At 54.6% G+C, this 22,800-nt stretch carries 23 protein-coding genes; 11 read left to right on the top strand and 12 right to left on the bottom strand.

Features of this window, described 5'->3' with window-relative positions; genetic code table 11:
- Positions 1-76: 76 nt before the first annotated feature.
- From bioD to CRO33_RS03830, 3 genes are all read right to left on the bottom strand, one after another.
- Complete coding sequence (gene bioD, locus CRO33_RS03840) at positions 77-778, bottom strand: dethiobiotin synthase (RefSeq protein WP_097117092.1); 702 nt, start codon at positions 776-778, stop codon at positions 77-79.
- Between the two features lie 105 nt (positions 779-883).
- Positions 884-2,101, bottom strand: a complete 1,218-nt coding sequence (gene mlc / locus CRO33_RS03835; protein WP_097117091.1) for a sugar metabolism global transcriptional regulator Mlc — start codon at positions 2,099-2,101, stop codon at positions 884-886.
- Positions 2,102-2,236: 135 nt separating this feature from the next.
- The gene (locus CRO33_RS03830) at positions 2,237-3,133 is read right to left on the bottom strand and encodes a LysR family transcriptional regulator (protein WP_097117090.1); all 897 of its coding nucleotides are present in this window, start codon (positions 3,131-3,133) and stop codon (positions 2,237-2,239) included.
- Between the two features lie 94 nt (positions 3,134-3,227).
- On the opposite strand from CRO33_RS03830, the gene CRO33_RS03825 reads away from it, so the two are divergent.
- The 3 genes from CRO33_RS03825 (at position 3,228) to CRO33_RS03815 (ending at position 6,435) form a co-directional block, all read left to right on the top strand.
- The gene (locus CRO33_RS03825; RefSeq protein ID WP_097117089.1) at positions 3,228-4,484 is read left to right on the top strand and encodes an MFS transporter; all 1,257 of its coding nucleotides are present in this window, start codon (positions 3,228-3,230) and stop codon (positions 4,482-4,484) included.
- Positions 4,485-4,651: 167 nt separating this feature from the next.
- Positions 4,652-4,909, top strand: a complete 258-nt coding sequence (locus tag CRO33_RS03820) for a hypothetical protein (protein WP_034831174.1) — start codon at positions 4,652-4,654, stop codon at positions 4,907-4,909.
- A 341-nt stretch (positions 4,910-5,250) separates the two neighbouring features.
- Positions 5,251-6,435, top strand: a complete 1,185-nt coding sequence (locus CRO33_RS03815; protein ID WP_097117088.1) for a sugar transporter — start codon at positions 5,251-5,253, stop codon at positions 6,433-6,435.
- A 61-nt stretch (positions 6,436-6,496) separates the two neighbouring features.
- On the opposite strand, the gene bhsA is transcribed toward CRO33_RS03815, so the two are convergent.
- Positions 6,497-6,754 (bottom strand): multiple stress resistance protein BhsA, encoded by a 258-nt coding sequence (gene bhsA, locus CRO33_RS03810; protein ID WP_034831180.1) that lies wholly within the window; start codon positions 6,752-6,754, stop codon positions 6,497-6,499.
- Between the two features lie 294 nt (positions 6,755-7,048).
- Between bhsA and CRO33_RS03805 the strand changes: the two genes are divergently transcribed.
- On the top strand, positions 7,049-7,702 hold the full coding sequence (locus CRO33_RS03805) for a TetR/AcrR family transcriptional regulator (RefSeq protein ID WP_097117087.1): 654 nt from the start codon (positions 7,049-7,051) through the stop codon (positions 7,700-7,702).
- 86 nt (positions 7,703-7,788) lie between these two features.
- Here CRO33_RS03805 and rhaM read toward each other — a convergent pair whose 3' ends face one another.
- The 4 genes from rhaM to rhaB are packed head-to-tail and all read right to left on the bottom strand — an operon-like array spanning position 7,789 to position 11,667.
- Positions 7,789-8,103: an L-rhamnose mutarotase gene (gene rhaM, locus CRO33_RS03800; RefSeq protein ID WP_097117086.1), complete on the bottom strand. Its 315-nt coding sequence runs from the start codon at positions 8,101-8,103 to the stop codon at positions 7,789-7,791.
- Positions 8,093-8,935 (bottom strand): rhamnulose-1-phosphate aldolase, encoded by an 843-nt coding sequence (rhaD, locus tag CRO33_RS03795; protein ID WP_097117085.1) that lies wholly within the window; start codon positions 8,933-8,935, stop codon positions 8,093-8,095. The genes rhaM and rhaD overlap by 11 nt, the downstream gene beginning before the upstream one ends.
- 10 nt (positions 8,936-8,945) lie before the next feature.
- Positions 8,946-10,202, bottom strand: coding sequence for an L-rhamnose isomerase (locus CRO33_RS03790; RefSeq protein WP_097117084.1), 1,257 nt, complete (start codon positions 10,200-10,202; stop codon positions 8,946-8,948).
- On the bottom strand, positions 10,186-11,667 hold the full coding sequence (rhaB, locus tag CRO33_RS03785) for a rhamnulokinase (RefSeq protein ID WP_097117083.1): 1,482 nt from the start codon (positions 11,665-11,667) through the stop codon (positions 10,186-10,188). The genes CRO33_RS03790 and rhaB overlap by 17 nt, the downstream gene beginning before the upstream one ends.
- Positions 11,668-11,688: 21 nt before the next feature.
- Here rhaB and CRO33_RS24535 point away from each other — a divergent pair, with 21 nt between their 5' ends.
- The 3 genes from CRO33_RS24535 (at position 11,689) to rhaR (ending at position 13,659) form a co-directional block, all read left to right on the top strand.
- The gene (locus CRO33_RS24535) at positions 11,689-11,859 is read left to right on the top strand and encodes a hypothetical protein (protein ID WP_176505721.1); all 171 of its coding nucleotides are present in this window, start codon (positions 11,689-11,691) and stop codon (positions 11,857-11,859) included.
- 97 nt (positions 11,860-11,956) lie between these two features.
- Positions 11,957-12,778, top strand: a complete 822-nt coding sequence (gene rhaS / locus CRO33_RS03780) for an HTH-type transcriptional activator RhaS (RefSeq protein WP_097117082.1) — start codon at positions 11,957-11,959, stop codon at positions 12,776-12,778.
- Between the two features lie 14 nt (positions 12,779-12,792).
- Positions 12,793-13,659 (top strand): HTH-type transcriptional activator RhaR, encoded by an 867-nt coding sequence (gene rhaR / locus CRO33_RS03775; protein WP_058962076.1) that lies wholly within the window; start codon positions 12,793-12,795, stop codon positions 13,657-13,659.
- 44 nt (positions 13,660-13,703) lie between these two features.
- On the opposite strand, the gene rhaT is transcribed toward rhaR, so the two are convergent.
- A complete protein-coding gene (rhaT, locus tag CRO33_RS03770) occupies positions 13,704-14,741 on the bottom strand; it encodes an L-rhamnose/proton symporter RhaT (RefSeq protein WP_097117081.1) in 1,038 nt (345 codons plus the stop codon).
- A 366-nt stretch (positions 14,742-15,107) separates the two neighbouring features.
- On the opposite strand from rhaT, the gene CRO33_RS03765 reads away from it, so the two are divergent.
- The 3 genes from CRO33_RS03765 to aldA all read left to right on the top strand — a co-directional run bounded on the left by CRO33_RS03765 (position 15,108) and on the right by aldA (position 17,179).
- Positions 15,108-15,431, top strand: a complete 324-nt coding sequence (locus tag CRO33_RS03765) for a hypothetical protein (RefSeq protein WP_097117080.1) — start codon at positions 15,108-15,110, stop codon at positions 15,429-15,431.
- Positions 15,432-15,445: 14 nt separating this feature from the next.
- The gene (locus tag CRO33_RS24380; RefSeq protein WP_141399000.1) at positions 15,446-15,544 is read left to right on the top strand and encodes a YoaK family small membrane protein; all 99 of its coding nucleotides are present in this window, start codon (positions 15,446-15,448) and stop codon (positions 15,542-15,544) included.
- 198 nt (positions 15,545-15,742) lie between these two features.
- Positions 15,743-17,179 carry an aldehyde dehydrogenase gene (aldA, locus tag CRO33_RS03760; RefSeq protein ID WP_097117079.1) on the top strand — a complete coding sequence of 479 codons (1,437 nt, stop codon included), beginning with the start codon at positions 15,743-15,745 and terminating at the stop codon, positions 17,177-17,179.
- 163 nt (positions 17,180-17,342) lie between these two features.
- Here the strand turns inward: aldA and CRO33_RS03755 are convergent, their stop codons facing one another.
- Together CRO33_RS03755 and CRO33_RS03750 are read right to left on the bottom strand one after the other, a co-directional pair.
- Entirely contained in the window at positions 17,343-18,617 is a 1,275-nt protein-coding gene (locus tag CRO33_RS03755; RefSeq protein ID WP_097117078.1) for an MFS transporter, read from the bottom strand.
- A complete protein-coding gene (locus CRO33_RS03750) occupies positions 18,614-20,035 on the bottom strand; it encodes a M20 family metallopeptidase (protein WP_097117077.1) in 1,422 nt (473 codons plus the stop codon). The genes CRO33_RS03755 and CRO33_RS03750 overlap by 4 nt, the downstream gene beginning before the upstream one ends.
- Before the next feature lie 148 nt (positions 20,036-20,183).
- Between CRO33_RS03750 and CRO33_RS03745 the strand changes: the two genes are divergently transcribed.
- Positions 20,184-21,110 (top strand): LysR family transcriptional regulator, encoded by a 927-nt coding sequence (locus CRO33_RS03745; RefSeq protein ID WP_097117076.1) that lies wholly within the window; start codon positions 20,184-20,186, stop codon positions 21,108-21,110.
- Between the two features lie 54 nt (positions 21,111-21,164).
- Here CRO33_RS03745 and CRO33_RS03740 read toward each other — a convergent pair whose 3' ends face one another.
- The gene (locus tag CRO33_RS03740) at positions 21,165-22,760 is read right to left on the bottom strand and encodes an ABC transporter substrate-binding protein (RefSeq protein ID WP_097117075.1); all 1,596 of its coding nucleotides are present in this window, start codon (positions 22,758-22,760) and stop codon (positions 21,165-21,167) included.
- Positions 22,761-22,800: the final 40 nt, after the last annotated feature.

Here is a 22,800-nt window from a genome sequence, read left to right as displayed (position 1 = left end):
TTTAAGCAGAGCGATCTCGGATGCTGAACCCGAAACCTTAGATTCAGCCACCGATCATTTGCATCACTTCGTTTCATCAGGCCGCAGGCTGTGCACTATCAACGTGCATTAATGCCTCATCCAGCAGGGAAATGTTCAGATAACCACTCAGCTCACGCTGCTCGGCACGCGGCAGATAAGGCAACTCACCGAGCAGCGGTGCGCCTAGCTTTTCACGCAGAACATCAATGATTTCAGCGTAATGAGCCAATCCTGGGTTAATCCGGTTGGCGACCCAGCCCACCAAAGACAGCCCATCACGAGCAACGGCATCAGCGGTCAGTAAAGCATGACTAATGCAACCTTCCTTAATGCCCACCACCATGACGACCGGCAGTTGTTCCTGTTGAACCCAACTGGACAACGGCTGCAGATCATTCATCAGACTGCGCCAGCCGCCAGTTCCCTCCACCACCACCCGCGCGGCGCGGCTTTGTAACTGCTCAAGGCTGCGGCTCAGCAACGGATAATCCATTCGCACGGATGCGCTGGTGCTGATTTCATCTTCTTCCAGGGTGATGGGATTCACCGCCTGGTAAGGCAGTTCAAGCCCCGATGCCTGCTGCAGCAGCAAAGCATCTTTATTACGCAATCCGTCTGGCGTGTGCTGTGCACTTTTAGCAACAGGTTTGTAGCCTGCTGCACAGAGACCCGCTTTGGCGAAACACTGCAGAAGCGCGCGTGACACGACGGTTTTACCCACCGCAGTGTCGGTACCGGTGACAAAGATTGTTTTCACCTTATTCCTCCTTCGTTGAAGCGATGTGTAACCTGCGAAGAAGGCAGTTTAAGGAAATATCTCGGATGGCAGATTGCGTTAGCGCAAACTTAAGGCGAGCAGTGATTAGCCTTGCAACAGTTTTACCAGCAAATGGCCGCTATAAAGTGAGTCTTTGATCAGCGCGGCGGCACCAAAAGTGCCCGGATCGCTAAAGCTGGTAGGGGCGAGTTGGATCTCATGACTGTATGCGGGTAACGCCTGCTGACGAATGGTGCTGCTAACGGCAGGAAACAGCACCTCAGCGGCTTGATTAAGCGGAGAACCAATCAGGATTTGTTGGGGATTGAAGATATTCACCATCATTGCCAACATGCGACCAATGTGGTGGCCGACACCGGCAATCACATCACGCGCCAGTCGATCGCCCTGCTGCGCGGCTGCGCATAAACTGGCGATGGTTAGCGGTTCCCGATGCAGCAAACTGTCGGGTTGCGAAGATAAACGCTGGGCCGCCAGCTGCAATAAACTGCCTGTGCTGGCCACGGTTTCCAGACAGCCATGATTACCGCAGTAACACTGCTGGCCGTAAGGATCGATCTGCGTATGCCCAATTTCTACCAGCGCACGACCTCGTTTGTGCAAAAGCTGGCCCCCGCTGATCACACCCGCACCAACCGTTTCATCAATCACTATTTGAATAACATCCTGCGCACCGCGCGAAGCACCGAACAGCGCTTCGGCCAGCGTCCAGGCGGAGATGTCATGTTGCACAAATACCGGTAACCCTGTAAGCGAGGAAAGTGTTTCACCTAACGGCATTTCCTGCACGTCATAGCCCGGCATGCGATGCACCACACCCGATGCCGCGTTAATTAAACCGGGTAAGGTGATGGCAATCGCGGTAAGACGCTCAAGTTTGTTCTGATGGCGGATGAAGAAGTCATTAACCATTTGCTGCAGCGTTTGCAGCAGCGGCTGGTCAGCGCTGGCAGGCAGTGGCAGTCGATCTTCCTGCAAAGCACGGCTGCTCAGATCGCGCAGCGTTAACGTGATATGTCCCGGTTGAATACGGATGGCAAGATAGTGCCAGGCGAGGGTATCAAGAATCAAACCAATGGCCGGACGGCCACGGCTGCCTGGATCCTGGAACTCGGTTTCCTGCACCAGATGCGCATCGAGCATTTCACGCACAATTTTGGTGATGCTGGCGGGTGCCAGCTGGGCACGTTTAGAAAGCTCAATACGCGAAATCGGGCCGTAAAGGTCAATCAGTCGGTAAACCACACCTGCGTTGGTCTGTTTTATTTGGTCAATGTGGCCAGGCTGACTGTCCAGATTCACGCCCTGCTCCCGGATATTTTCGCGCTTCTAAATAAACAGCAGCTATGGTGATGCAGATTGGCAGGCAGCGTCAAATATTTGATTAGAAATGTGATTTATCGCACATAAAGATCGGGCCATTGATCATCAGACGATTTAAATTTCGGCATTCTGCATCATCAATTGCATCATATTGTGCATTTGCGCAGTGGGTTGCCGCGTGGCTGACCAGACCAGCCAGACTTCAGAAATGGCATCGTGCTCCTGCAGGGGAATCCACACCACATCAGCCAGTCGCGCACGCCGGAAAGAAGCCGGTAATATGGACACTCCTAATCCGGTAGCAACGAGACCGAGAATCGTCATCGCTTCGCCCACTTCCTGTGTAATAAACGGTTTGATTTGATAACGGTGCAACAGCGCCAGTGTTTCCCCGTACAGCGCGGTGCCCCCCTGTGGATCAAAAAACACGAAGGGCTCGTTGGCCAGTGCCTGAATAGAGATCGTTTCGGCATCCGCTAGCGGATGTGCCCAGTGCACCAGCGCGCACAACGGCTCGCGCAACAGCACCCGATGCTGTAAATCGCTTGGCAACGGTGTGTTGCGCATCACCCCCAAATCCAGCCGACCTTCGTGCAGCGGTGCTAACTGCTGACGCGTGTTATTTTCCTGCATCGAAATATGCACTTCCGGCCAACGCTGACGAAATTGATACAGCGCGTCCGAAACCAGGCCGGTGAAGGGTGCGGAAGAGGTGAAACCAATACGCAGCTCGCCTTCCTGTCCACTGTGCACACGCGCTGCCCTACTGGCGGCTTGTTCAACCTGCAGCAAAATGACGCGCGCATCCTGTAAAAACAACTGACCGGCAGGTGTGATCTGCACGCTGCGATTAGTGCGGGTAAACAGCTGTGCGCCAATCTCCTGCTCCAGCTGCTGAATCTGTTGACTGAGCGGCGGTTGGGAGATATTCAGCCGCTGCGCCGCGCGGCCAAAGTGCAGCTCTTCCGCAACGGCGATGAAATACCGCAGATGGCGCAACTCAATATTCATACTTTAAACGTCTCATTTGAGATTATTAATATATTGTACAACCTATTCTCATTTTCCTACAGTAATCAGACCGTTTCTTATCTAAGGATATTCCGTGAGTCGCTCTTCCCAGGCAGTGACAATTCGTGAAGACGAGTTGTCCGCTAAGCCTGATTCAACCGTAGCCTCCTCCGAATGGATTGAACGTGGATCGCCGCAGTTTATGCGCGTCACGCTGGCATTATTTTCCGCTGGATTGGCCACCTTCGCGCTGCTGTATTGTGTGCAGCCAATTCTGCCCGTGTTGTCACAGCAGTTTGGCGTCTCTCCCGCTGAGAGCAGTATTTCATTGTCACTCTCAACGGGTTTGATGGCGCTGGGCTTGCTGGTGACCGGCCCGCTCTCCGATGCCATCGGGCGTAAGTCGGTGATGGTCACTGCCTTAATGCTCGCCGCCATTTGCACGTTGATTTCGGCCACCATGACCAGTTGGCAAGGCATTTTGATGATGCGTGCACTGATTGGATTGTCTCTCAGCGGTGTGGCAGCGGTCGGGATGACTTATTTAAGTGAAGAGATTCATCCCCGCGTTATTGCCTTCTCGATGGGGCTGTACATCAGCGGCAATTCTATTGGCGGCATGAGCGGACGCTTGCTCACCGGGGTGCTGACCGATTTCTTCTCATGGCGTGTAGCCATTGGGGTGATCGGTTGCTTCTCGCTAGCAGGCGCACTGATGTTCTGGAAGATTCTGCCGGCATCACGTCATTTCCGTCCCGCTTCGTTGCGACCGCGCAGTTTACTTATCAATTTCCACCTGCACTGGCGCGACAAGGGTTTGCCGTTCCTGTTTGCAGAAGGTTTCCTGCTGATGGGCGCGTTTGTGACGCTGTTTAATTACATTGGCTACCGTTTGTTGAGCGCACCCTGGTCGCTAAGCCAGGCGGTGGTGGGTCTGCTGTCGGTGGTTTATCTGACCGGCTCGTGGAGTTCTCCTAAAGCAGGCGCGATGACCAGCCGCTTTGGCCGTGGTCCGGTAATGATTGGCGCCACCGCCATTATGCTGGTTGGGTTGTTGCTCACCGCATTTGATTCACTCTGGCTGATACTGCCCGGCATGATGCTGTTTACAGCGGGCTTTTTTGCCGCGCACTCCGTTGCCAGCGGTTGGATTGGTCCACGCGCACGCCGCGCCAAAGGCCAGGCATCGTCACTTTATTTATTCAGCTACTACGTGGGTTCCAGCGTGGCGGGCACATTAGGCGGTGTGTTCTGGCACAGCTATGGCTGGACGGGCGTGACGCTGTTCATCAGTGTGTTGCTGTTGCTGGCCTTATTCGTCGGCTGGCGTTTACAGTGCCGAAAACTGTAATACCTTTCATCTAAACGACGGGGCCGCTGCGCCCCGCTTCTCGCTTAAGCCGTCAGAATCGCGCTTTCAAATAGTCCCACTTAAAACAAAACGACAATTCGTCGCTATAATCCATTTTATTCCAACAATAGTTAGATTTTCTTTTTTCACAGCAATGAGGACGTTAGATGCAACTCTATTATTACGTCGATAAGCATGCAGGCTATAACGACAACCATGTGGTACATGCAACAGGCTGCCCGTTCCTCCCTTCCGATGGTGCACGGCGCTTTCTCGGGACTTTCTACACCGCCACGGCCGCCATTCAACAAGCCCGTAAATTCTATTCCAATGCGATGGGATGCGAGCATTGTTGCCCGGTGGCGGTAAAAAAAAGCCTGACCACTCAGCATAGCGTGGCGCTAAAACACATGGTGCAACTCTGATAATGCTGGTCTGACAATCGCGTAGCGCTTAAGGCGTGTTGTTAAGTACGGCTGTCACATCGTTCTCATACAGAAATAGCCGACTTCCTCATCACGGAATCATAAAGCGCTACGCTTTGATTGTTCTTGCCTGCGTTCACCCCTTAGCCAAAAAGCAAGAATTGATAATAACCCCAGGCTATTAACCAGGTCTTCAGCGATAAAAAATATTCAGGAATAAAAACGGTCTATATGGTTTTCATCCGCTCATTAATGCTCCACAATAGCCCCAATTTGTGATGCAGGTCACTTAACCGGGCTCGTTTCGCCCCCTCACTCGCTGTCAGATCGATTTGAACCCCATGCAACCAACTACCGTCTCACGTAAAACAGCCTGGCTACGCGTTGTGCTGCTGGCGATTGCCGCCTTTGTCTTTAATACCACTGAATTTGTACCTGTTGGCCTGTTGTCGGATATAGCGGCGAGCTACGCCATGAAGACCGCTGATGTCGGTATTATGCTGACCATTTATGCATGGGTCGTTGCGCTGTTATCCCTGCCGTTAATGCTACTGACGCGGAATATAGAACGCCGTCTGCTGCTGTCGGTGTTGTTCATTCTGTTTATCGCCAGCCATGTGCTTTCGTCCGTGGCATGGGATTTCACCTCGCTGGTGATTTCGCGCATCGGCATCGCACTGGCGCACGCGGTATTCTGGTCGATTACTGCTTCACTCGCGATTCGTGTTGCTCCGGCTGGCAAAAAAACCCAGGCGTTGAGTATGCTGGCAACCGGTACGGCATTGGCGATGGTGTTGGGCGTGCCCATTGGCCGAATCGTTGGGCAATACCTCGGCTGGCGCACCACTTTCGGCATGATCGGCTTGTCAGCGTTGGTGCTGCTAATTTTGCTGGTGCGGATACTGCCACGTCTGCCGAGCGAGCACACAGGCTCACTGAGTAGCGTACCGATGCTGTTCCGCCGTCCGGCGTTAGTAGCAATGTATATTCTGGTGACGCTGGTGGTCACCGCGCACTACACCGCTTACAGCTACATCGAACCCTTTATGCAGGTGGTCGCGAATGCGGATGAGAACTTCACGACCTTACTGCTGTTGCTGTTCGGTTCATCCGGGATTATCGGCAGCGTACTGTTCAGTTCGCTGGGCAACAAATTCCCCTCAGCGATGTTACTCGCCGCGATTGGCATCATCACGTTGAGTATGGGGCTGTTGCTGTTTGCCGCCGTGCGCCCTGCAGCCATTTCGCTGCTGTGCATTTTCTGGGGCATGGCAATGATGATGATCGGCCTGGCGATGCAGGTTCGTGTGCTGTCACTGGCACCGGATGCCACCGATGTGGCGATGTCCTTGTTCTCAGGTATTTATAACATCGGGATTGGTGCGGGTGCCCTGTTGGGGAACCAGGTCAGCCTGCATATGAAAATGTCGGATGTGGGTAACGTGGGGGGGTTAATTGGACTGGTTGCGTTGTTCTGGTGTATCGCCATCTTCCGTCGGTATCCGCAACTCCGTTCAAACGGATAATCCGCTCATAACCAGGGGCCCACATCGGTGCGCCCCTGCGCCATTCTTCGCGCTTTGGTGATTAGTTATAAATTACCGCTGTGCCATTTAGCTTGTTGTTGCCAGAGGTCGAAGTGATGCGGAACGACTTTGCTCCGGCAGCACTCGCCTTCTCCGATAGCTGATTCTCCAGTGAAGTCAGGTTAGTGCTACCTGATGCACTGACCACACCAATTTGCTGCTGGTTCAATGGTGCCTGATTCACTAGTTCAGCAGCCATGCTACCAAACGCGATGGATGACAGTGCGACTGCGGCTAATACCATTTTGATGCTTTTCATGATCGTCTCTCTTATGCAGATGAAAGGGGTCGGCTGAATTAAGTTAACAACCGTTAATTAAATGCTAGCGCCGAACTGGGCATCTCGTCAATCATTTTATTAACGGTCATTATTTTATTAAGAAGAGGCGTGATTATGGGCTTTAGCGCCCTTTTTCACTTATCGATTTGAGTGTTGTGCCGCAGGTAAAGCACAAACGGGCAAAGTGAATGAGAGGGAATGTCGGCTGCGCTTGCATATTTAGTTAGCGATCGGTAATTTAATCACATGTTCTTCATGCAGTGAGGTGTCCCTATGACGCAAATGACCGACACGCTTAATCGCAAAACGCGTGGTCGCCCCAAAGTGTTTGATCGCAACGATGCGCTGGATAAAGCGTTAATGTTGTTTTGGGCACACGGTTATGAAGGCACCTCGCTGTCAGATTTGGTGAACGCGACGGGGGCGAAAGCGCCGACGCTTTACGCGGAGTTTGAGAATAAGGAAGGCTTGTTCCGCGCAGCAATGCAGCGCTACATCGATACCTTCAGCGCGCAGCGTAATCAGGTGCTTAAGGATGAAACACTCGATGTCAAAGCCGCGATTGAGGCCTATTTTCGTGCTACTGCAGCCTGTTTTACCGAGTGCGATAAGCCCGCTGGCTGTTTCTTTATCTGCACCTCCAGTGCGCTCTCTTCAGGCTCAGACGAGATTGCACAGATGCTGGCTAAGCAGCACCATGCACAGGAACGGGCTTTGCAGCAGTTTCTGGATGTCCGGCAACAGCGTGGCGAATTGCCGCAGTGTGCCAACAGCGGTACGTTGGCCAGCTATCTGGCCTGCGTGTTGCAGGGCATGTCAGTGCGCGCCCGTGAAGGCGCAAGCCGTGACGATCTCGATGGAATAGTCGATACGCAGATGGCCATCTGGCCCGCTCTGGCAGGCTACTGCGCGTTGAACGCGTCATAGCCTGCTGACGATGTTTTATCACTTTGCAGTCAGGTGCGACCTCCAGGCCGCCCCTGACTTGCACCAAAGTGTAATGTTTGAAATCCTTAAGGCATAAAAAACATCGGTTTTAACACCTGGCTGATCGGGCTATTGTTCGCATTCGATGGCATCAAATCTTTCATCGATGCCCACCAACGCTGGCACACTTCCGTGTTCGCGACCGCCTCCCAACGTGCTTCCGACTCTATCTCCACGCTGGCGAATAACAAATTACGCTCCGCATCCAGCCAAATCGCATAGTTGTGCGCACCGTGAGTTTTCAACGTCTGTTCCAGCTCAGGCCAGATCGGTGAATGGCGACGCAGATATTCATCATGACAGTGCGCATGCACCTGCATCACAAAGGCTTTACGCAACATCACTGCGCTCCGCATCCAATGCCGCTTGCCACGGTTTGACGGCGAAGCGTTCTCCCAGTGCCACCAGCTGTTCGGTGGTGATGCTCTGGCGAATCCCACCCATCGACAAGGCTTTGACCACCACTTCTGAAGACTTCTCGGCCGTGTCGATCAGTCCAAAAGTTTCATCCAGATTCGGACCGGCACCGAAAATGCCGTGGAACGGCCACATCACCAGGCTGTGTGATGCCATGGCATCGGCAGTGGCTTGACCAATCTGATCGGTTCCCGGCACCATCCACGGCAGGATACCGACGCCATCCGGGAACACCACCAGACATTCGGTGCTGCCTTCCCATAGCAAGCGCGTGAAACGGGCGGAATCCAGATTCACTACGTAGCTCAACGCCATAAAATTGGTGGCATGGCAGTGCATAATCACGCGGTCAGCCCCATTGGAAACCTGCTTGCGCACGCTATGCGACTGGAAATGCGCCGCCAGTTCCGAGGTCGGCAACCCGCCGTTGCTGAGTCCCCAATGGATTTTGTACGACAGCCCTTTGTCGTCCACCTGTAACAGCGCCAGACAGTCGGCGGGATCAAGTTGAACGTTACGGAAGAATTTGCCAGAACCGGTGACCAGGAACCAATCGTTGGCCAGCGCCGGCGCCGGTTGGGTTAACTCAATACAGCGCGGTTCGGCATAAAAATCAGCTGACCAGGCCTGCGCTTCCTCCGGCAGCAAACGCAGGCTGACATTGCCACCATTGCGCTCATCCCAGCCTTTCAGCCACATATCACTGGTCGCCTTCACCATGTTCTGAACGAATGAAGAAGAGAGAATATTTTGCATGGTAGATCCCTTATCGTAGACGCAATGTTTGTTGTTCATAATGACGCACTTCACTCAGCCAGCTGGCATCGGCGGGCACATCATGGCGCAGGCACCAGGCTTCCCAGACCGCCTGCCATGGCAGAGATTTCTGCTCTTCCAGCAGCGCCAGACGCGCGGTGTAATCCCCTTCCTGCTCACATTTTCGCAGCTGATCGCTGGGTTCCAGCAGTGCGCGCAGCAGCGCTTTTTTGGCGTTGCGGGTGCCAATCACCCAGGCTGCGATGCGGTTAATCGAGGCGTCAAAGAAGTCCAGGCCGATATGCACTTTGTCGAACAGTTTGTGGCGGGCGATCTCAGTGGCGATGGCCTGCGTTTCATCATCGAGCAGCACCACGTGATCGCTATCCCAGCGTACAGGGCGGCTGACATGTAACAGCAGGCGCGGCACGTACAGCATGGCGGTGGAAATCTTGTCGGAGATCACTTCGGTAGGATGGAAATGTCCGGCGTCTAACGTCAGCGCCGTTTGACGGCTGGCGGCGTAGCCGAGGCAAAACTCGTTGGAGCCCACGGTGTAACTCTCCGCGCCGATACCAAACAGTTTGCTTTCCACCGCATCGATATGATGACGCGGGTCGAGCTTCTCGCTGATGACTTCATCCAGCGCGCTGGCCAAACGCTCGCGCGGTGCCAGACGATCGATGGTGAGATCTTTCATGCCATCAGGCACCCAGATGTTCATCACCGATGGGGTTCCCAGCTGTTCACCAAAGTGCGCTGAAATACGGCGGCTGGCTTTGCAGTGGTCGATCCAGAACTGGCGAATCCCTTTATCAGCATGGGAAAGCGTAAAGCCGTCGGCGCTCAGCGGGTGTGAGAAGCAGCTGGGGTTAAAATCCAGTCCTAATTTGTTGGATTTCGCCCACTCTACCCAGCCGCTAAAGTGCTTCGGCTCAATGGCATCGCGTTCAACTGGCGAATCGCTTTCCAGATAAATGGCGTGGAGGTTGAGGCGTTTAGTGCCGGGGATCAGCGACATGGCTTTTTCTATGTCCGCACGCAGCTCATCCGCGTTGCGAGCGCGTCCCGGATAATTGCCGGTGGCCTGAATACCGCCCGTCAGTTCGCCATTCGGGTTTTCAAAGCCACGAACATCATCCCCCTGCCAGCAGTGCATCGACACCGGGATGCCATCCAGTTGGGTCATTACCTGGTCCACATCAATACCCAACGCCGCGTAGCGTTGTTTCGCCAGTTCAAAGGCTTGTTCAATCAGCTTTGTCATATGCAAGTTCCTTAGCAGGTTGGCTCAGTGCCGCAAAGCGTGCCTGGTGGGCAGCAAAGATGCTGGCGTTCTGAGGTGCAAACGTTTCTAACGGGAAATTTTTATCGATGCAGCGACGCAATTCGGCCACATCACGCAGTTCACCCAACGCCATCAGCTGGCAGCCGACATTACCCAGCGTTGAGGCTTCAATGGGGCCGGCCAGTACGGGCATTTCGCAGGCATCGGCACAGAGTTGGTTCAGTAATGGGTTCTGACTGCCGCCGCCGACCACATGTAACTGGCGAATCGCGGTTCCGCGCAGGTTGCCCAGTTCGCCTATCACCTGGCGATACAGCAGCGCCAGGCTGTCGAAAATGGTGCGTGCCAGCGCTGCAGGGCTTTGTGGAATCGGCATATGCTGCTCAGCGCAGGCATCCTGAATCTCCTGCACCATGCTGGCGGGATTAATAAAACGCGTATGATTAGGATTGATCAGGGCACGACAGGCGGATTCATTTTTTGCTTCGTCAATCAATGCGCAGAGATCTGAGATGTGCAATTCGCTGCATACGCGCTGTAATAGCCACAGGCCCATGATGTTCTTCAACACCCGATAGCCTTCCGCGCCACCTTCGTTGGTGATATTGGCGTCGAGCGCCGTGCGGTTGACGCAGGGTTGCAGACTTTCTATGCCCATTAACGACCAGGTGCCAGAACTGAGATAAGCGGCATCATCCTGCATCAGCGGCGTGGCCAATACCGCGCTGGCGGTATCGTGGGTGGCGACGGCCACCACCGGGATCTTTTTACCACTGGCGTTAACCCAGTTGCCCACGGTGTTGCCCGGCGCAGTCGGTTTGCCGAACCAGTCGGCTTCGATCCCTGCCCACGACAGCAACTCGCTATCCCACTCGCCAGTTTCAATGTTCAGCATCTGCGTAGTGGTGGCGTTGGTGTACTCCCAGTTCATGTTGCCGGTCAGACGATAATGCAGATAATCCGGGATCATCAGTGCATGCTTGACCTGTGCCTGCCAGCCCGGTTGTTGCTGGTGCAGCGCACGCATCTGATACAGGGTATTGAAGGGCAGAAACTGGATACCTGTGCGCTGGTAAATGGCGGCTCTGCCCAGCTCATTGATCGCTTGCGCCATCAATCCATCGGTGCGCGAGTCACGATAACTGACCGTTTCGCCCACCCGATCGCCGTTGGCATCCAGCAGCACCAGATCCACGCCCCAGGTATCAATGCCGATACTGTCCGGCACAATGCCCTCATCATCTAACTGCGCCAGCCCTGCGCGAATCGCCTGCTCCAGACTGTCGAGATCCCAGCAGTCATAACCGGCGCGACGAACACGTTGGTTGGCAAAACGACACACTTCACGCAGGGTGATGCGCTGGATAGCAGAGGTCCATTGTGCGAGCATCACGCGCCCGCTGGATGCGCCTAAATCAATGGCAACAATGTTACGCATACTCATGGCGTTTCTTCCTGTGATGAGATGGCTTTAGCGTATGAATACTGGCGCTTTGCCACCTTCCCCTTACTGCCAGCGCGTGATAGTCGATGGCAGGCTGGCAAAGATGATCGTGAGAAAGCTCACAGAACCGGGGAACAACAGAGTTGTGAGCTTTACCGCAATTCCATCAATCACCTGGCCGATCTTGAATAATTCGCCATTTTCCTGCGCTGTGCGGTTTAAATTTCAAGGTAAGGTGCAGAGCGCCTGCGTAGACTCGGTTACAAAATTGTTAATCGAGAGGCGCATCATGACCGTTCTGCACAGTGCTGATTTCTTTCCGGAAGGAAACTACGCGATTGCTATTGAGCCGCGCGTACCGCAGCAGGCCTTTCCCGAACATCATCATGATTTCCATGAAATCGTGCTGGTTGAGCAAGGTTCCGGTATTCACGTGTTTAACGGCCAGCCGCAGACCCTGTGCGCCGGTTGCGTGTGCTTTGTGCGCGATCACGATCGCCATTTGTATGAGCAGACCGAGAATTTGTGCCTGACTAATGTGCTGTACCGCAGCCCGGCAGCGTTTCGTTTTCTCTCTGGTTTACAGTCATTGCTGCCCGGCGATGAAAACGGTAACTATCTGTCGCACTGGCGTATCAATCACAAGGTGATGGCGCAGGCGCTGCAGATTGTGACGCAGATGAAACAGCAGGAGGTCTGGTCGCTGGAGCGACAGGCGCATCAGGAGCAGCTGTTTTTGCAACTGCTGGTGCTGCTGCGCGAGGCGGGTCACAACGATCAGGCGCAGGATCAGGAAGCGCGTCTGCATCGGTTGCTTGACTGGCTCAATGAGCACTACAGTGAAGATATTGAATGGGATGCGCTGGCCGATCGCTTCTCGCTTTCGCTGCGCACCCTGCATCGCCAGATGAAGCAGCAAACCGGCAATACGCCGCAGCGCTACCTGAATCGTCTGCGCTTATTGCAGGCCCGGCATTTACTGCGCCATAGCGATATGCGCATAACGGACATCGCCTATCAGTGTGGATTTGGTGACAGCAACCACTTCTCCACGCTGTTCCGGCGGGAATTTGGCTGCGCGCCCCGAGCGGAGCGCCAGCAGATGATGTAACTGGAGTGGTTCCCATGTCGCTGATTTTGACGCGCGAAGACTATTTCCCGGCCACCAATCTGCCGATTGCGGTGGCCGAACGCATGCCTCAACCCTCCTTCCCCCCGCATCGTCATGAATTCAGTGAAATTGTGATCGTCTGGCGCGGTAACGGCTTGCACGTGCTCAACGATCGCCCGTGGTTGATCACCTGCGGCGATGTGTTCTATATACGCGACAATGATTGCCACAGTTATGACAGCGTCAACGATTTGGCGCTGGATAACATTCTTTACTGCCGCGATCGCTTTCGTCTGAGTCTGGACTGGAGCCAGCTGCTGCCCCCGCAGGACGATGATGCACCCAGCTGCTGGCGCTTAACCACGCGCGGCATGGCGCTGGCGCGTGGCGTGATCAGCCAGCTCGAGCGGGAGAGCCGTAAAAGCGATTCGTTGTCGATCCAGCTCTCTGAAGCCCTGTTTCTGCAGCTGGCACTGATCTTGCGTCGCCATGGTTATGCCGCCGACCGTCCATGGGCGCTGCCGGAGGGTGAACAGCTTGATTTACTGATGTCTGCCTTACAGGGTGCACTGCACCGCCCATTCGACCTGGCCCATTTTTGCCAGCAAAATGAATTAAATGAGCGTGCACTGAAGCAGCTGTTTCGTCAGCAAACCGGCATGACGGTGGGCCACTATTTACGGCAGCTGCAACTGTGCCAGGCAAAATATTTGTTACGCACGCAGGATTGTTTAATCAGTGAAGTGGCCGCTCGCTGCGGCTTTGATGACAGCAATTACTTCTCGGTGGTGTTTACGCGGGATACCGGTTTGACACCCAGCGCCTGGCGCCAGCGTTTTCTTCCTCAGCACGCCTCACTGAGCGACAAAATAAAAGCCTGACGCACCTTGCCGCGCGTCAGGCTTGTTCTAAAGCGGCCAATTCATTAGCCGTTGGCCATGCCCAATCCGACGATGTTGGCGGCAATGATGATCACCACGCAACCCAGCGACAGCACGCGAACCGGACGCTGCCCCACCGCTTTCCACTCTTTCAGCACCAGACCCACCAAACCACCGCACAGCACATACAGGCTCATGTGCAGCATCCAGCTGACAAAGTCGTATTGCGGAGGGATTTTCGCGTGGCCCCAGGCATAGAAGAAGAACTGCAGATACCACATGGTGCCGCCGAGCACGGCGAAGGCCACGTTAGCGATCAGCATCGGTTTCGCCACTGAGAAGTCACGGCGCACCGACAGTTCAGGTTTGATCGCCAGACGGATAAAGCAATAGGCCAGGTTAACCAGCGCACCGCCGCCCATGATCACCACATAACTTGGCAATGCCACGTACAGCGGGTTGATACCCAGATTGGCAGCAGCTTCATGCATCGGTTTTGCCGCATCCATCGCGAAAGACATCCCGGCGGAGAAGATGCCACACAGTACCGCCAGCACCAGCCCTTTCTTCAGATTAAACTCTTCGGCATTGATGCCGAGTGCACGCTCTTTCAACAAACCGGCACGTGAAACGATCGCCACACCCACCAACGCCACCAGTACGCCTAACAACGTCATTCGTCCGCCCGGCGAGCTGAACAGCTCTACAAAGCGTCCCTGCAACAGCGGCGTCATCAAGGTGCCCACCACGAGGGTGATACCGATGGCAATACCAATGCCCATCGACATGCCGAGATAACGCATGGTCAGGCCATAGTTGATATTTCCGACGCCCCACATGGCTCCAAACAGAAACACTGGCAGCAGTTGCGAGAAGCTAAAACTGCCGTAATAGGCCCAGAAGTTGGGCAGCAGCACGGCGCTGACCGCCCATGGCAGAATCAGCCACGACATCACGCCGCCCACTGACCACATTGTTTCCCATGACCACTTTTTTACCTGCTTAAACGGAGCATAAAAACATGCGGCACTGGCGGCACCCACCAGATGCCATAAAATACCGGCAAGAATGGCACTGTTCATTGTTATTCCTTCGTAAGGTTGAGGCCCACAGGAAACCGACAGTTTCCCGATTAGCAGCAGTCTACGGTGCGCAGCTTTTCTTCAGCCTTTGGATGGCTGCCGGAAAGCGCGCACTGCTGGCAAAATTCGGCGGGTCTTCAACATGAGGATCACAAAATCGCATTTGCAGGCAACATTCTGACTGATTTTTATAAGTGACTTATTATTGGGGATATTTTTTATTTTTGTTGTGTTGATCGACACAGTTTTTGACTGACTGCCAGCCTGCTGTTTAACATGGCAGTCACGCAAAGCCGCCCGATGAGCTTTCCCCGACGTGGCGAACTCCGTATAACGTTGGAAAAATCATCGCAACGAAGGAATGAGATGAATAGCAAAAGGTTGACGCTGCTGTTGTCGCAGCAGGTGAGCCGCGTGATGCTGGATGATATCCGCGCCATTGTGCCGCCCCAGGCGTTAAACGTGTTCATTAATGGATTGGATGAAGAACGTTACGCCACACTTGACTGCATCCAGAGCGAAGAGAACTGCGCCCTGCTGGCTTCGGCCATCGTGGTGTGGCGTCAACTCGGGCATGTTCACCGCATTCGGTATCAGAAAGGCGAACATCTGCGCGAGGTGGATGACGCCAGCCAATTCCAGCTGTTCAGTATGATGAAAACCCATCGCGCCATTGTTCAACTCGCTTAACGATCAGGATAATTATGAAAATCGGACTGCTCTTCCCTATTGCCATCATCATTGCTGGCGTCAGTTTCCTCGCCTGGTTTATCGCCAGCGGCGCGGCGGTGCCAGGCTCCTGATATTTTTGCTGAAAAGGATGATTAGCTAACACGCTGAATACGCGGCATTTCAACAGGAATGCTGCGTCTGTCGTACCGTTCTTCCCTTCTCTGCCATCTCGTCATCCGCTCTGGCACTGACAAAAAGGTGCTACACCTTGATCTGTTTCACTCTCGATTCACACCCTGATAACGAAACCGATCGCGGAGACCCTACAGATGACAACACACCATCAACATTACATTAATGGCGCGTTTGTAAACGATCAGAACGATAAATGGATTGAGGTCATCAATCCGGCGACTGAAGCGCTGCTGTCACGCGTGCCGCAAGGCACTCAGCAAGATGCAGCACAGGCAATTGCGGCCGCAGAAACTGCACAACCCGGCTGGGAAGCGTTGCCCGCAGTAGAACGCGGCAACTGGTTGCATAAAATTGCCGCCGGTATCCGCCAGCGTGAACCCGAATTGACGGCCACGATAGTGGCGGAAGGCGGTAAAACGCAGGGGCTGGCGCAAACTGAAGTGCTTTTCACCGCCGATTATCTGGATTACATGGCCGAATGGGCGCGTCGTTATGAAGGTGAAATCGTCAATAGCGATCGTCCAAATGAAAATATCTTTGTATTTAAGAAAGCCATCGGTGTCACCACCGGTATCCTGCCGTGGAATTTCCCCTTCTTCCTGATTGCGCGTAAAGCCGCTCCGGCGCTGATTACCGGCAACACTATTGCCATCAAACCCAGTGAGCTCACCCCTAACAACGCGGCGATTTTCGCGCAGATTGTGCATGAGATTGGCCTGCCGAAGGGCGTGATCAACTTTGTGTTTGGCTATGGTCCTGAAGTCGGTCAGGAGCTGGCGGCGAACCCGAAAGTCGGTTTGGTGAGCCTGACCGGCAGCGTCGGCGCGGGCATTGCCACCATGCAATCCGCAGCGAAAAATGTCACCAAGGTGTCGCTGGAACTCGGCGGCAAAGCCCCCGCGATTGTCATGGATGATGCAGACCTGGATCTCGCTGTGAAGGCGATTGTCAGCTCACGCGTGATCAACACCGGACAGGTGTGCAACTGTGCGGAACGCGTGTATGTCCAGGAAGGCATTTATGATCGCTTTATCACCGCTCTGACTGCCGCAATGAAGCAGGTGAAGTTTGGCAATCCGGCCGAACAAACCGATATCGACATGGGCCCGCTGATCACCGCCGCCGCGCTGGAACGCGTGGAGCAGAAAGTCGCCAAAGCAGTGTCTGAAGGCGGAAAAGTAGTGCTGGGCGGCAAACGCGCCGGTGATAAAGGGTTCTACTTCGAACCGACGATTATTACCGGTGTGCGTCAGGAGATGGAGATCATGCGTGAAGAGATCTTTGGTCCGGTATTACCAGTGATGACCTTTAAAACCCTTGATGAAGCCGTCGCGCTGGCTAACGATTGTGAATATGGCCTGACCTCTTCGATTTACACGCAAAATCTGAACACGGCGATGATTGCGCTGCGTCAGTTGAAGTTTGGTGAGACCTACATCAACCGCGAGAACTTCGAGGCGATGCAAGGGTTCCATGCAGGCTGGCGCAAATCGGGTATTGGTGGTGCGGATGGACGTCACGGACTGGAAGAGTATCTGCAGACCCACGTGGCGTATTTGCAATTCTCCTGAGTGAAATACCTGGCTGAATAGGTTACCAGCCAGGTATCGTCATGAGGTGAAGTCGCGCCATAACTGGCGCATTTCTTCAGGCTGCGCAATGGAATGCGCAGCTCCGGTATGCCTAAGCTCTTCGCCTTTAGATAGGGGGGCAAACTAATCCGCTCAACCGCTTTTAAGCGATACGCTTCTGGCTGCGTAGCAAGGCTAATCCACTTAGTACCGACATCGCCATCAGGTAATAACCGGGTGCCAGGCTGGTGCCGGTGGCAGTGATCAGCAGCGTACAAATCAGCGGTGCAAAACCACCAAACACCGTCACCGCGACGTTATAGCTGATCGCCATCCCACTGGCGCGAGTACCAATTGGGAACAAGTCGGCCATCACCGACGGTACCGTCGAGAAATAGATCGATTTCAGCAACGCCATCCAGCACACCAAAATAATCAAGGTGGTCGGCGTGGTGTGATTCACCACCAGCTTAAACGCCGGATAGATAGTGATGATCAACAGGATCAGCGAGCCCCACATCAACGGCACGCGACCAACACGCTCCGCCAGTAAGCCCATCAGCGGCGTCACCACTGTCAGGATCACTCCTGCCAGCAAGGTCGCAGTGAACGCGGCGGAACCTGGCAGATGCAGGTTTTTGGTGGCGTAAGTTGGCACGTAGTTGAGCATGTAGTTTACTGCGGTGGAGATCACCATCAGGCCAATCGCCAGCAGCATCAGCTCCTTCTGACGCCCGAACAGACGTTTCAGCGGTGCGGCCTCCGGCGCTTGCGCTTCAAAACTGGCAGGCTCATGCACATGGCGGCGGATGTAGATCCCCAACGGACCAATCAGCAGACCGAAGGCAAACGGGATACGCCATCCCCAATCCTGAATCTGGCTCTCCGTGAGGATCTGCGTCAACCCCAATCCAAACGCCGAGGCCAGCAGCGTACTCGCGCCTTGCGTGGCAAACTGCCAGCTGGCGATAAACGCCCTGCGCTCCGGGAAATGCTCGACCAGAAATGCCGTTGAGCTACCGAATTCGCCACCCGCTGAGAAGCCCTGTACCAAACGCGCCAGCAGAATCAGCAACGGCGCAATCAAACCAATAGTGCCGTAGCTCGGCATAAAGGTGATCACCGCGCCGCCCAGCATCATCAGGTTAATGGATAGCAGCAGCGCCTTTTTACGCCCGTGGCGGTCGGCATAGTTACCCAGCACAATCGCGCCTAACGGACGAATCAGGAAGGAGACGCCGAAGCTACCAAAGGTCAGCAGCAAAGAGACCGAGGGATCGCTGGTGGGGAAGAACGCATGGGCAATGTAGCTGGCAAAGAAGCCGTACACCGCAATATCAAACCACTCCAGTGCATTACCGATACAGGTGGCAAACAGCGTTTTGTGCAGATTTGGTTTGGTGCTGCTCAATGGGGCAGCCGTGTTAAGCGTACTCATGCACCACCTCCTGCGTGCAGACGGTGTTTAGCCACCAGTTCGCTGCCCTGCTCGCCCAAATCCCACAGCAGTCGGGTCATAATTTGCAGACCTTCACGCGCAATCGACTTCAGCATATGTTCGTTGACGCCATGCTGACCGCAGGCCGGGTAGGAGTGCGGCACCCACAAGGTTGGCAGGCCGAGAATGTCTGAGAACACTTCGTTGGGCAGTGAACCGCCCAGATTCGGCAGCAGCGCCGGTTTTTTGCCGCTGGTCTCTGCCATGCTCGCCAGCACCCAATCCACCAGCGGATCGGTAGGATCGAGTCGCGTCGCCGGTGAGCCGCGCATAAACTCCACTTTTACGTAGCCAAAACCGTGCTGCGCCAGGTGCTCGCTCACATGCTGAGCCAGGTTTTCCCAATCGGTACCGACCACAAAGCGCAACTGGCACACCGCCGTGGCTTCACCGGGAATGGCATTCATCGGACGCGCAGGATTGCCGGTCAGGAACGCGAGGACTTCCAGTGTATTCCAGCCGTAGAGTCTTTCTGTCGGAGAAAGCGTCGGCTCGCCCCAGGTGGGATCAATCTCTGGGTCACCTGGCATCCCGCCCACTTCGATGTCGCTGAGGATGTCGCGCACTTGCTGAGTGAGAGAGTCAGGTTTCAGCGCATCAACCTGCAGCACGCCCCTTTCGTTCACCAGACAAGCAATGGCGTTGGCGAGTTGAGTACCCGGATTGGTCAATAAGCCGCCCCAGTTACCTGAGTGATAGGCGTTGTCACGCGCGGTGACGGTGAGACGGAAGTTGACCGCACCCCGGGAGCCAAGGAACAGGGTTGGGCGCACCGCATTGAGACGCGGGCCGTCAGAAGCGATAAACAGATCGGCTTTAAGCAGTTCAGCATGATGCTGGCACAGCTGAGCCAGACCCGGAGAGCTGATCTCCTCACCCATCTCAAACAGCATTTTGCAGTTGAATCCGAGTCGTCCACCACGTGCTTTAAATACCTGCTCCAGCGCAGCAAGGTTAACGCAGTGCTGGCCTTTGTTATCCGCGCTGCCGCGTGCGTACCAGCGATCGCCTTCTTCCACCAACTGCCACGGCGATAGGCCTTCGCGCCAGTTTTCGTCATCGCCGAACACCACATCGCCATGGCCGTAGCTCAGCAAGGTCGGCAGAGACGGATCTTCGATGCGCACCGCCACCAGGAAGGGGCGATGAGCGGCTTCAGGGTTATCGATAAAGTGCAGCGTAAACCCCAGTGCGATCAGCTGAGGGCCAATTTCATCCTGCAAGTAATGCTGTAATTCGTTGTCGCGATCCTGGCGCTGGCTTTCGGTGCGCTGTGCCACGCGTCGGGCCAGTGTTTCCTGAAACTCCCCGCTGTCGAACCAGGCGGTGGCTTGTTGTACCGCTTCTTTAGCTGTCATGTTTGCATGTCTTTTATTGATATTTTGGTTTTGTCATCTTTGCGGAAACCTTGCTTTGCCACAATTATCAATTTATCGAGTATGATTTGCTTTTTTGGCAAAGCTCCGCTGCCCGATTTCGAGGCATGCACCAGCATGAGGCATTCGCATGATAAGCAACGAGATCCGCTATTTTCTGGCTGTCGCCAATACCGGTTCGCTCAGCGCGGCCAGTGAACAGCTGTTTGTGGCGGTGTCGGCCATCAGCAGGCAGATCCAGCGACTGGAAAATCAGGTCGGCGTACCGCTGTTCGATCGCCATGCGCGCGGTATGGTGCTGAATGAAGCCGGTGAAATTTACGCTCATCACGTGCGCAAAAATATGCTGGAGATGGAATACGCGCTGGCAGAAATCAAAGGATTAAAGGCCGTACGACGCACGCTGATTCGCGTGGCCTGTACCGATGGGTTGGCCTTTACGCTGCTGCCGCGCATGATTGCCGCCTTCCGTAAGGATAATCCCGGCGTGCTGTTTGATATCAAAGTGGCGAGTACGCAAGGTGTCGCCGAGTTATTGCGCAGTGGTGAATGCGATCTGGCACTGCAATTTAGCCTGCACGCTGAACGCGGTGTGGAGGTGATCGGTTCCTGGCCAGCGCCGGTGCTGCTGGTGATGCATCAGAGCCATCCACTGGCTAGCGCAACACACGTGACCCTGAACGATGTCAGCCACTATCCGCTGGCATTGCCGCAACAAAACACCACGGTGCGCCAGCTGTTTGAGCTGGCGAGCCATATGAGCGGCAATTTGATTGAACCGGTGATCACCTGCGATACCTTCTCAACGCTGTTCCACTTCCTGCTGCGTACACCGCTGGCCCTGACCATTTGCAGCGCCTTTACCGTGCTGCAAGAGGCGGAAACGCACGGCTTGATATTACGTTCTGTGGGAATTGATCAGTTGAGTCAGCGCAACCTGCAGCTACAGGCGCAATCAGGGCGACCTCGCAGTGCCGCCCTGAATGTGTTTATGACGTTTTTACTGCAGCAAATGAACGCGCTGGAAGAGCCGTTGCGTCAACGCTGGAAGCCATAATCGCCAGGATTTTGGCAATCTAGCGGGCCGCCTTTGGATTGCCCGCTGCCATCATCAATCCTTAATATCGACCGGAAAGAAAATGTGTTTGCCAAACGGATCGACGGTATATCCGCTCACCGTTTTGCGCACCGGCTCGAAAATTGTCGAATGGGCGATCATCACGGCAGGCACCTGGTCATGCATCATCTGCTGCGCTTCGCGATACAGGGTGACGCGCTTGTCATGGTTTTGCTCAGCACGTGCTTCGGTGATGATCTTCTCGAACGGCTGATAGCACCATTTGGAGGAGTTGGAGCCGCCATTGGCCGAGGTGCAGCTGTAGAGCGGGCCGAAGAAGTTATCCGGATCGCCAGTCGCCGTGGTCCAGCCCATCAGCGCCGCCTGATGCTCGCCGCCCTTCACGCGCTTCAGGTATTCACCCCACTCATAACTGACGATGTTGGCTTTAATGCCCACCTGCGCCCAATCTGCCTGAATCATCTCTGCCATTCGTCGCGCATTCGGGTTGTAAGGACGCTGTACCGGCATCGCCCACAGTGAGATTTCGGTGCCGGGTTTTATGCCCGCTTCCTGCAGCAACGCTTTGGCTTTCTGCGGATCATAATCGTAATCTTTCAGATCCTTGTCGGCGCTCCAGACATCCGGCGGCAGAATATTTTTCGCCACCGTGCCGGTGCCTTTGAAGATCGCGTCAATTATCGCCTGCTTGTTAATCGCCATCGCCAGCGCCTGGCGGACTTTAACGTTATCCAGCGGCGCTTTAGTGGTGTTGAACGACAGGAAACCGGTGTTGAGTCCCGATTTCTGTTCCAGCGTCAGGTCAGGATTGGTGCGCATTTTTTCCAGATCGGCCGGATTAGGGAACGGCATAATCTGGCACTCGTTTTTTTCCAGCTTGGCATAGCGCACTGAGGCATCTGGGGTGATGGAAAAGACAATGCGATCCAGTTTCGCTTTGCCCTGCCAGTAATCCGGGAAGGCTTTGTAGAGAATGCGGGAGTCTTTTTGATATTGCACCAGCTCAAATGGCCCGGTGCCGATAGGCTCCATGTCCACTTTTTCTGGCGTACCGGCCTTCAGCATCTGATCGGCATACTCCGCAGAGTGAATGGAGGCGAAGTACCAGGCCAAATCCGCGAGGAACGGCGCTTCCGCATGCGCCAGCGTGATGCGCACCGTATTGTCATCCACTTTCTCTATATTCTTGATCAGCTTCGCCAGTTCCAGGCTATCGAAATTGCTGTAGTTGCCACCGGAGACGTTGTGGTAGGGGTTTTTGGGATCCATCTGACGCATAAACGAGAAGATCACATCATCGGCATTCAGGTCGCGCGAGGGTCTAAACAGTTTGTTGCTTTGGAATTTAACCCCTTCGCGTAAGTGAAACGTGTATACCGTGCCGTCCGGGCTGATATCCCAGCTTTCAGCCAGGCTTGGCACCAGTTCTGTGGTGCCGGGCTTGAAGTCTACCAGGCGATTGAAAATCGGCACTGCGCTGGCATCCACACTGGTTCCCGAGGTGTACAGCTGTGGGTTGAAATTCTCAGGAGAACCTTCAGAACAGTAAACCAGCGTTTTTGCCGATACCCCGCCTGCTACCGCTAAACACAACGCGCTGAGTGTGAACTTTGCCATCATCTTTTTCATTGTGATCCTCGTTTTTGTTGACTTCCATGAGCCCGCATCG

The organism is Pantoea sp. GL120224-02, assembly GCF_900215395.1.
GTDB lineage: Bacteria > Pseudomonadota > Gammaproteobacteria > Enterobacterales > Enterobacteriaceae > Pantoea > Pantoea communis.
Note: the sequence above shows the minus strand (reverse complement) of the source record. Positions and strands in the feature narration are given on the sequence as shown.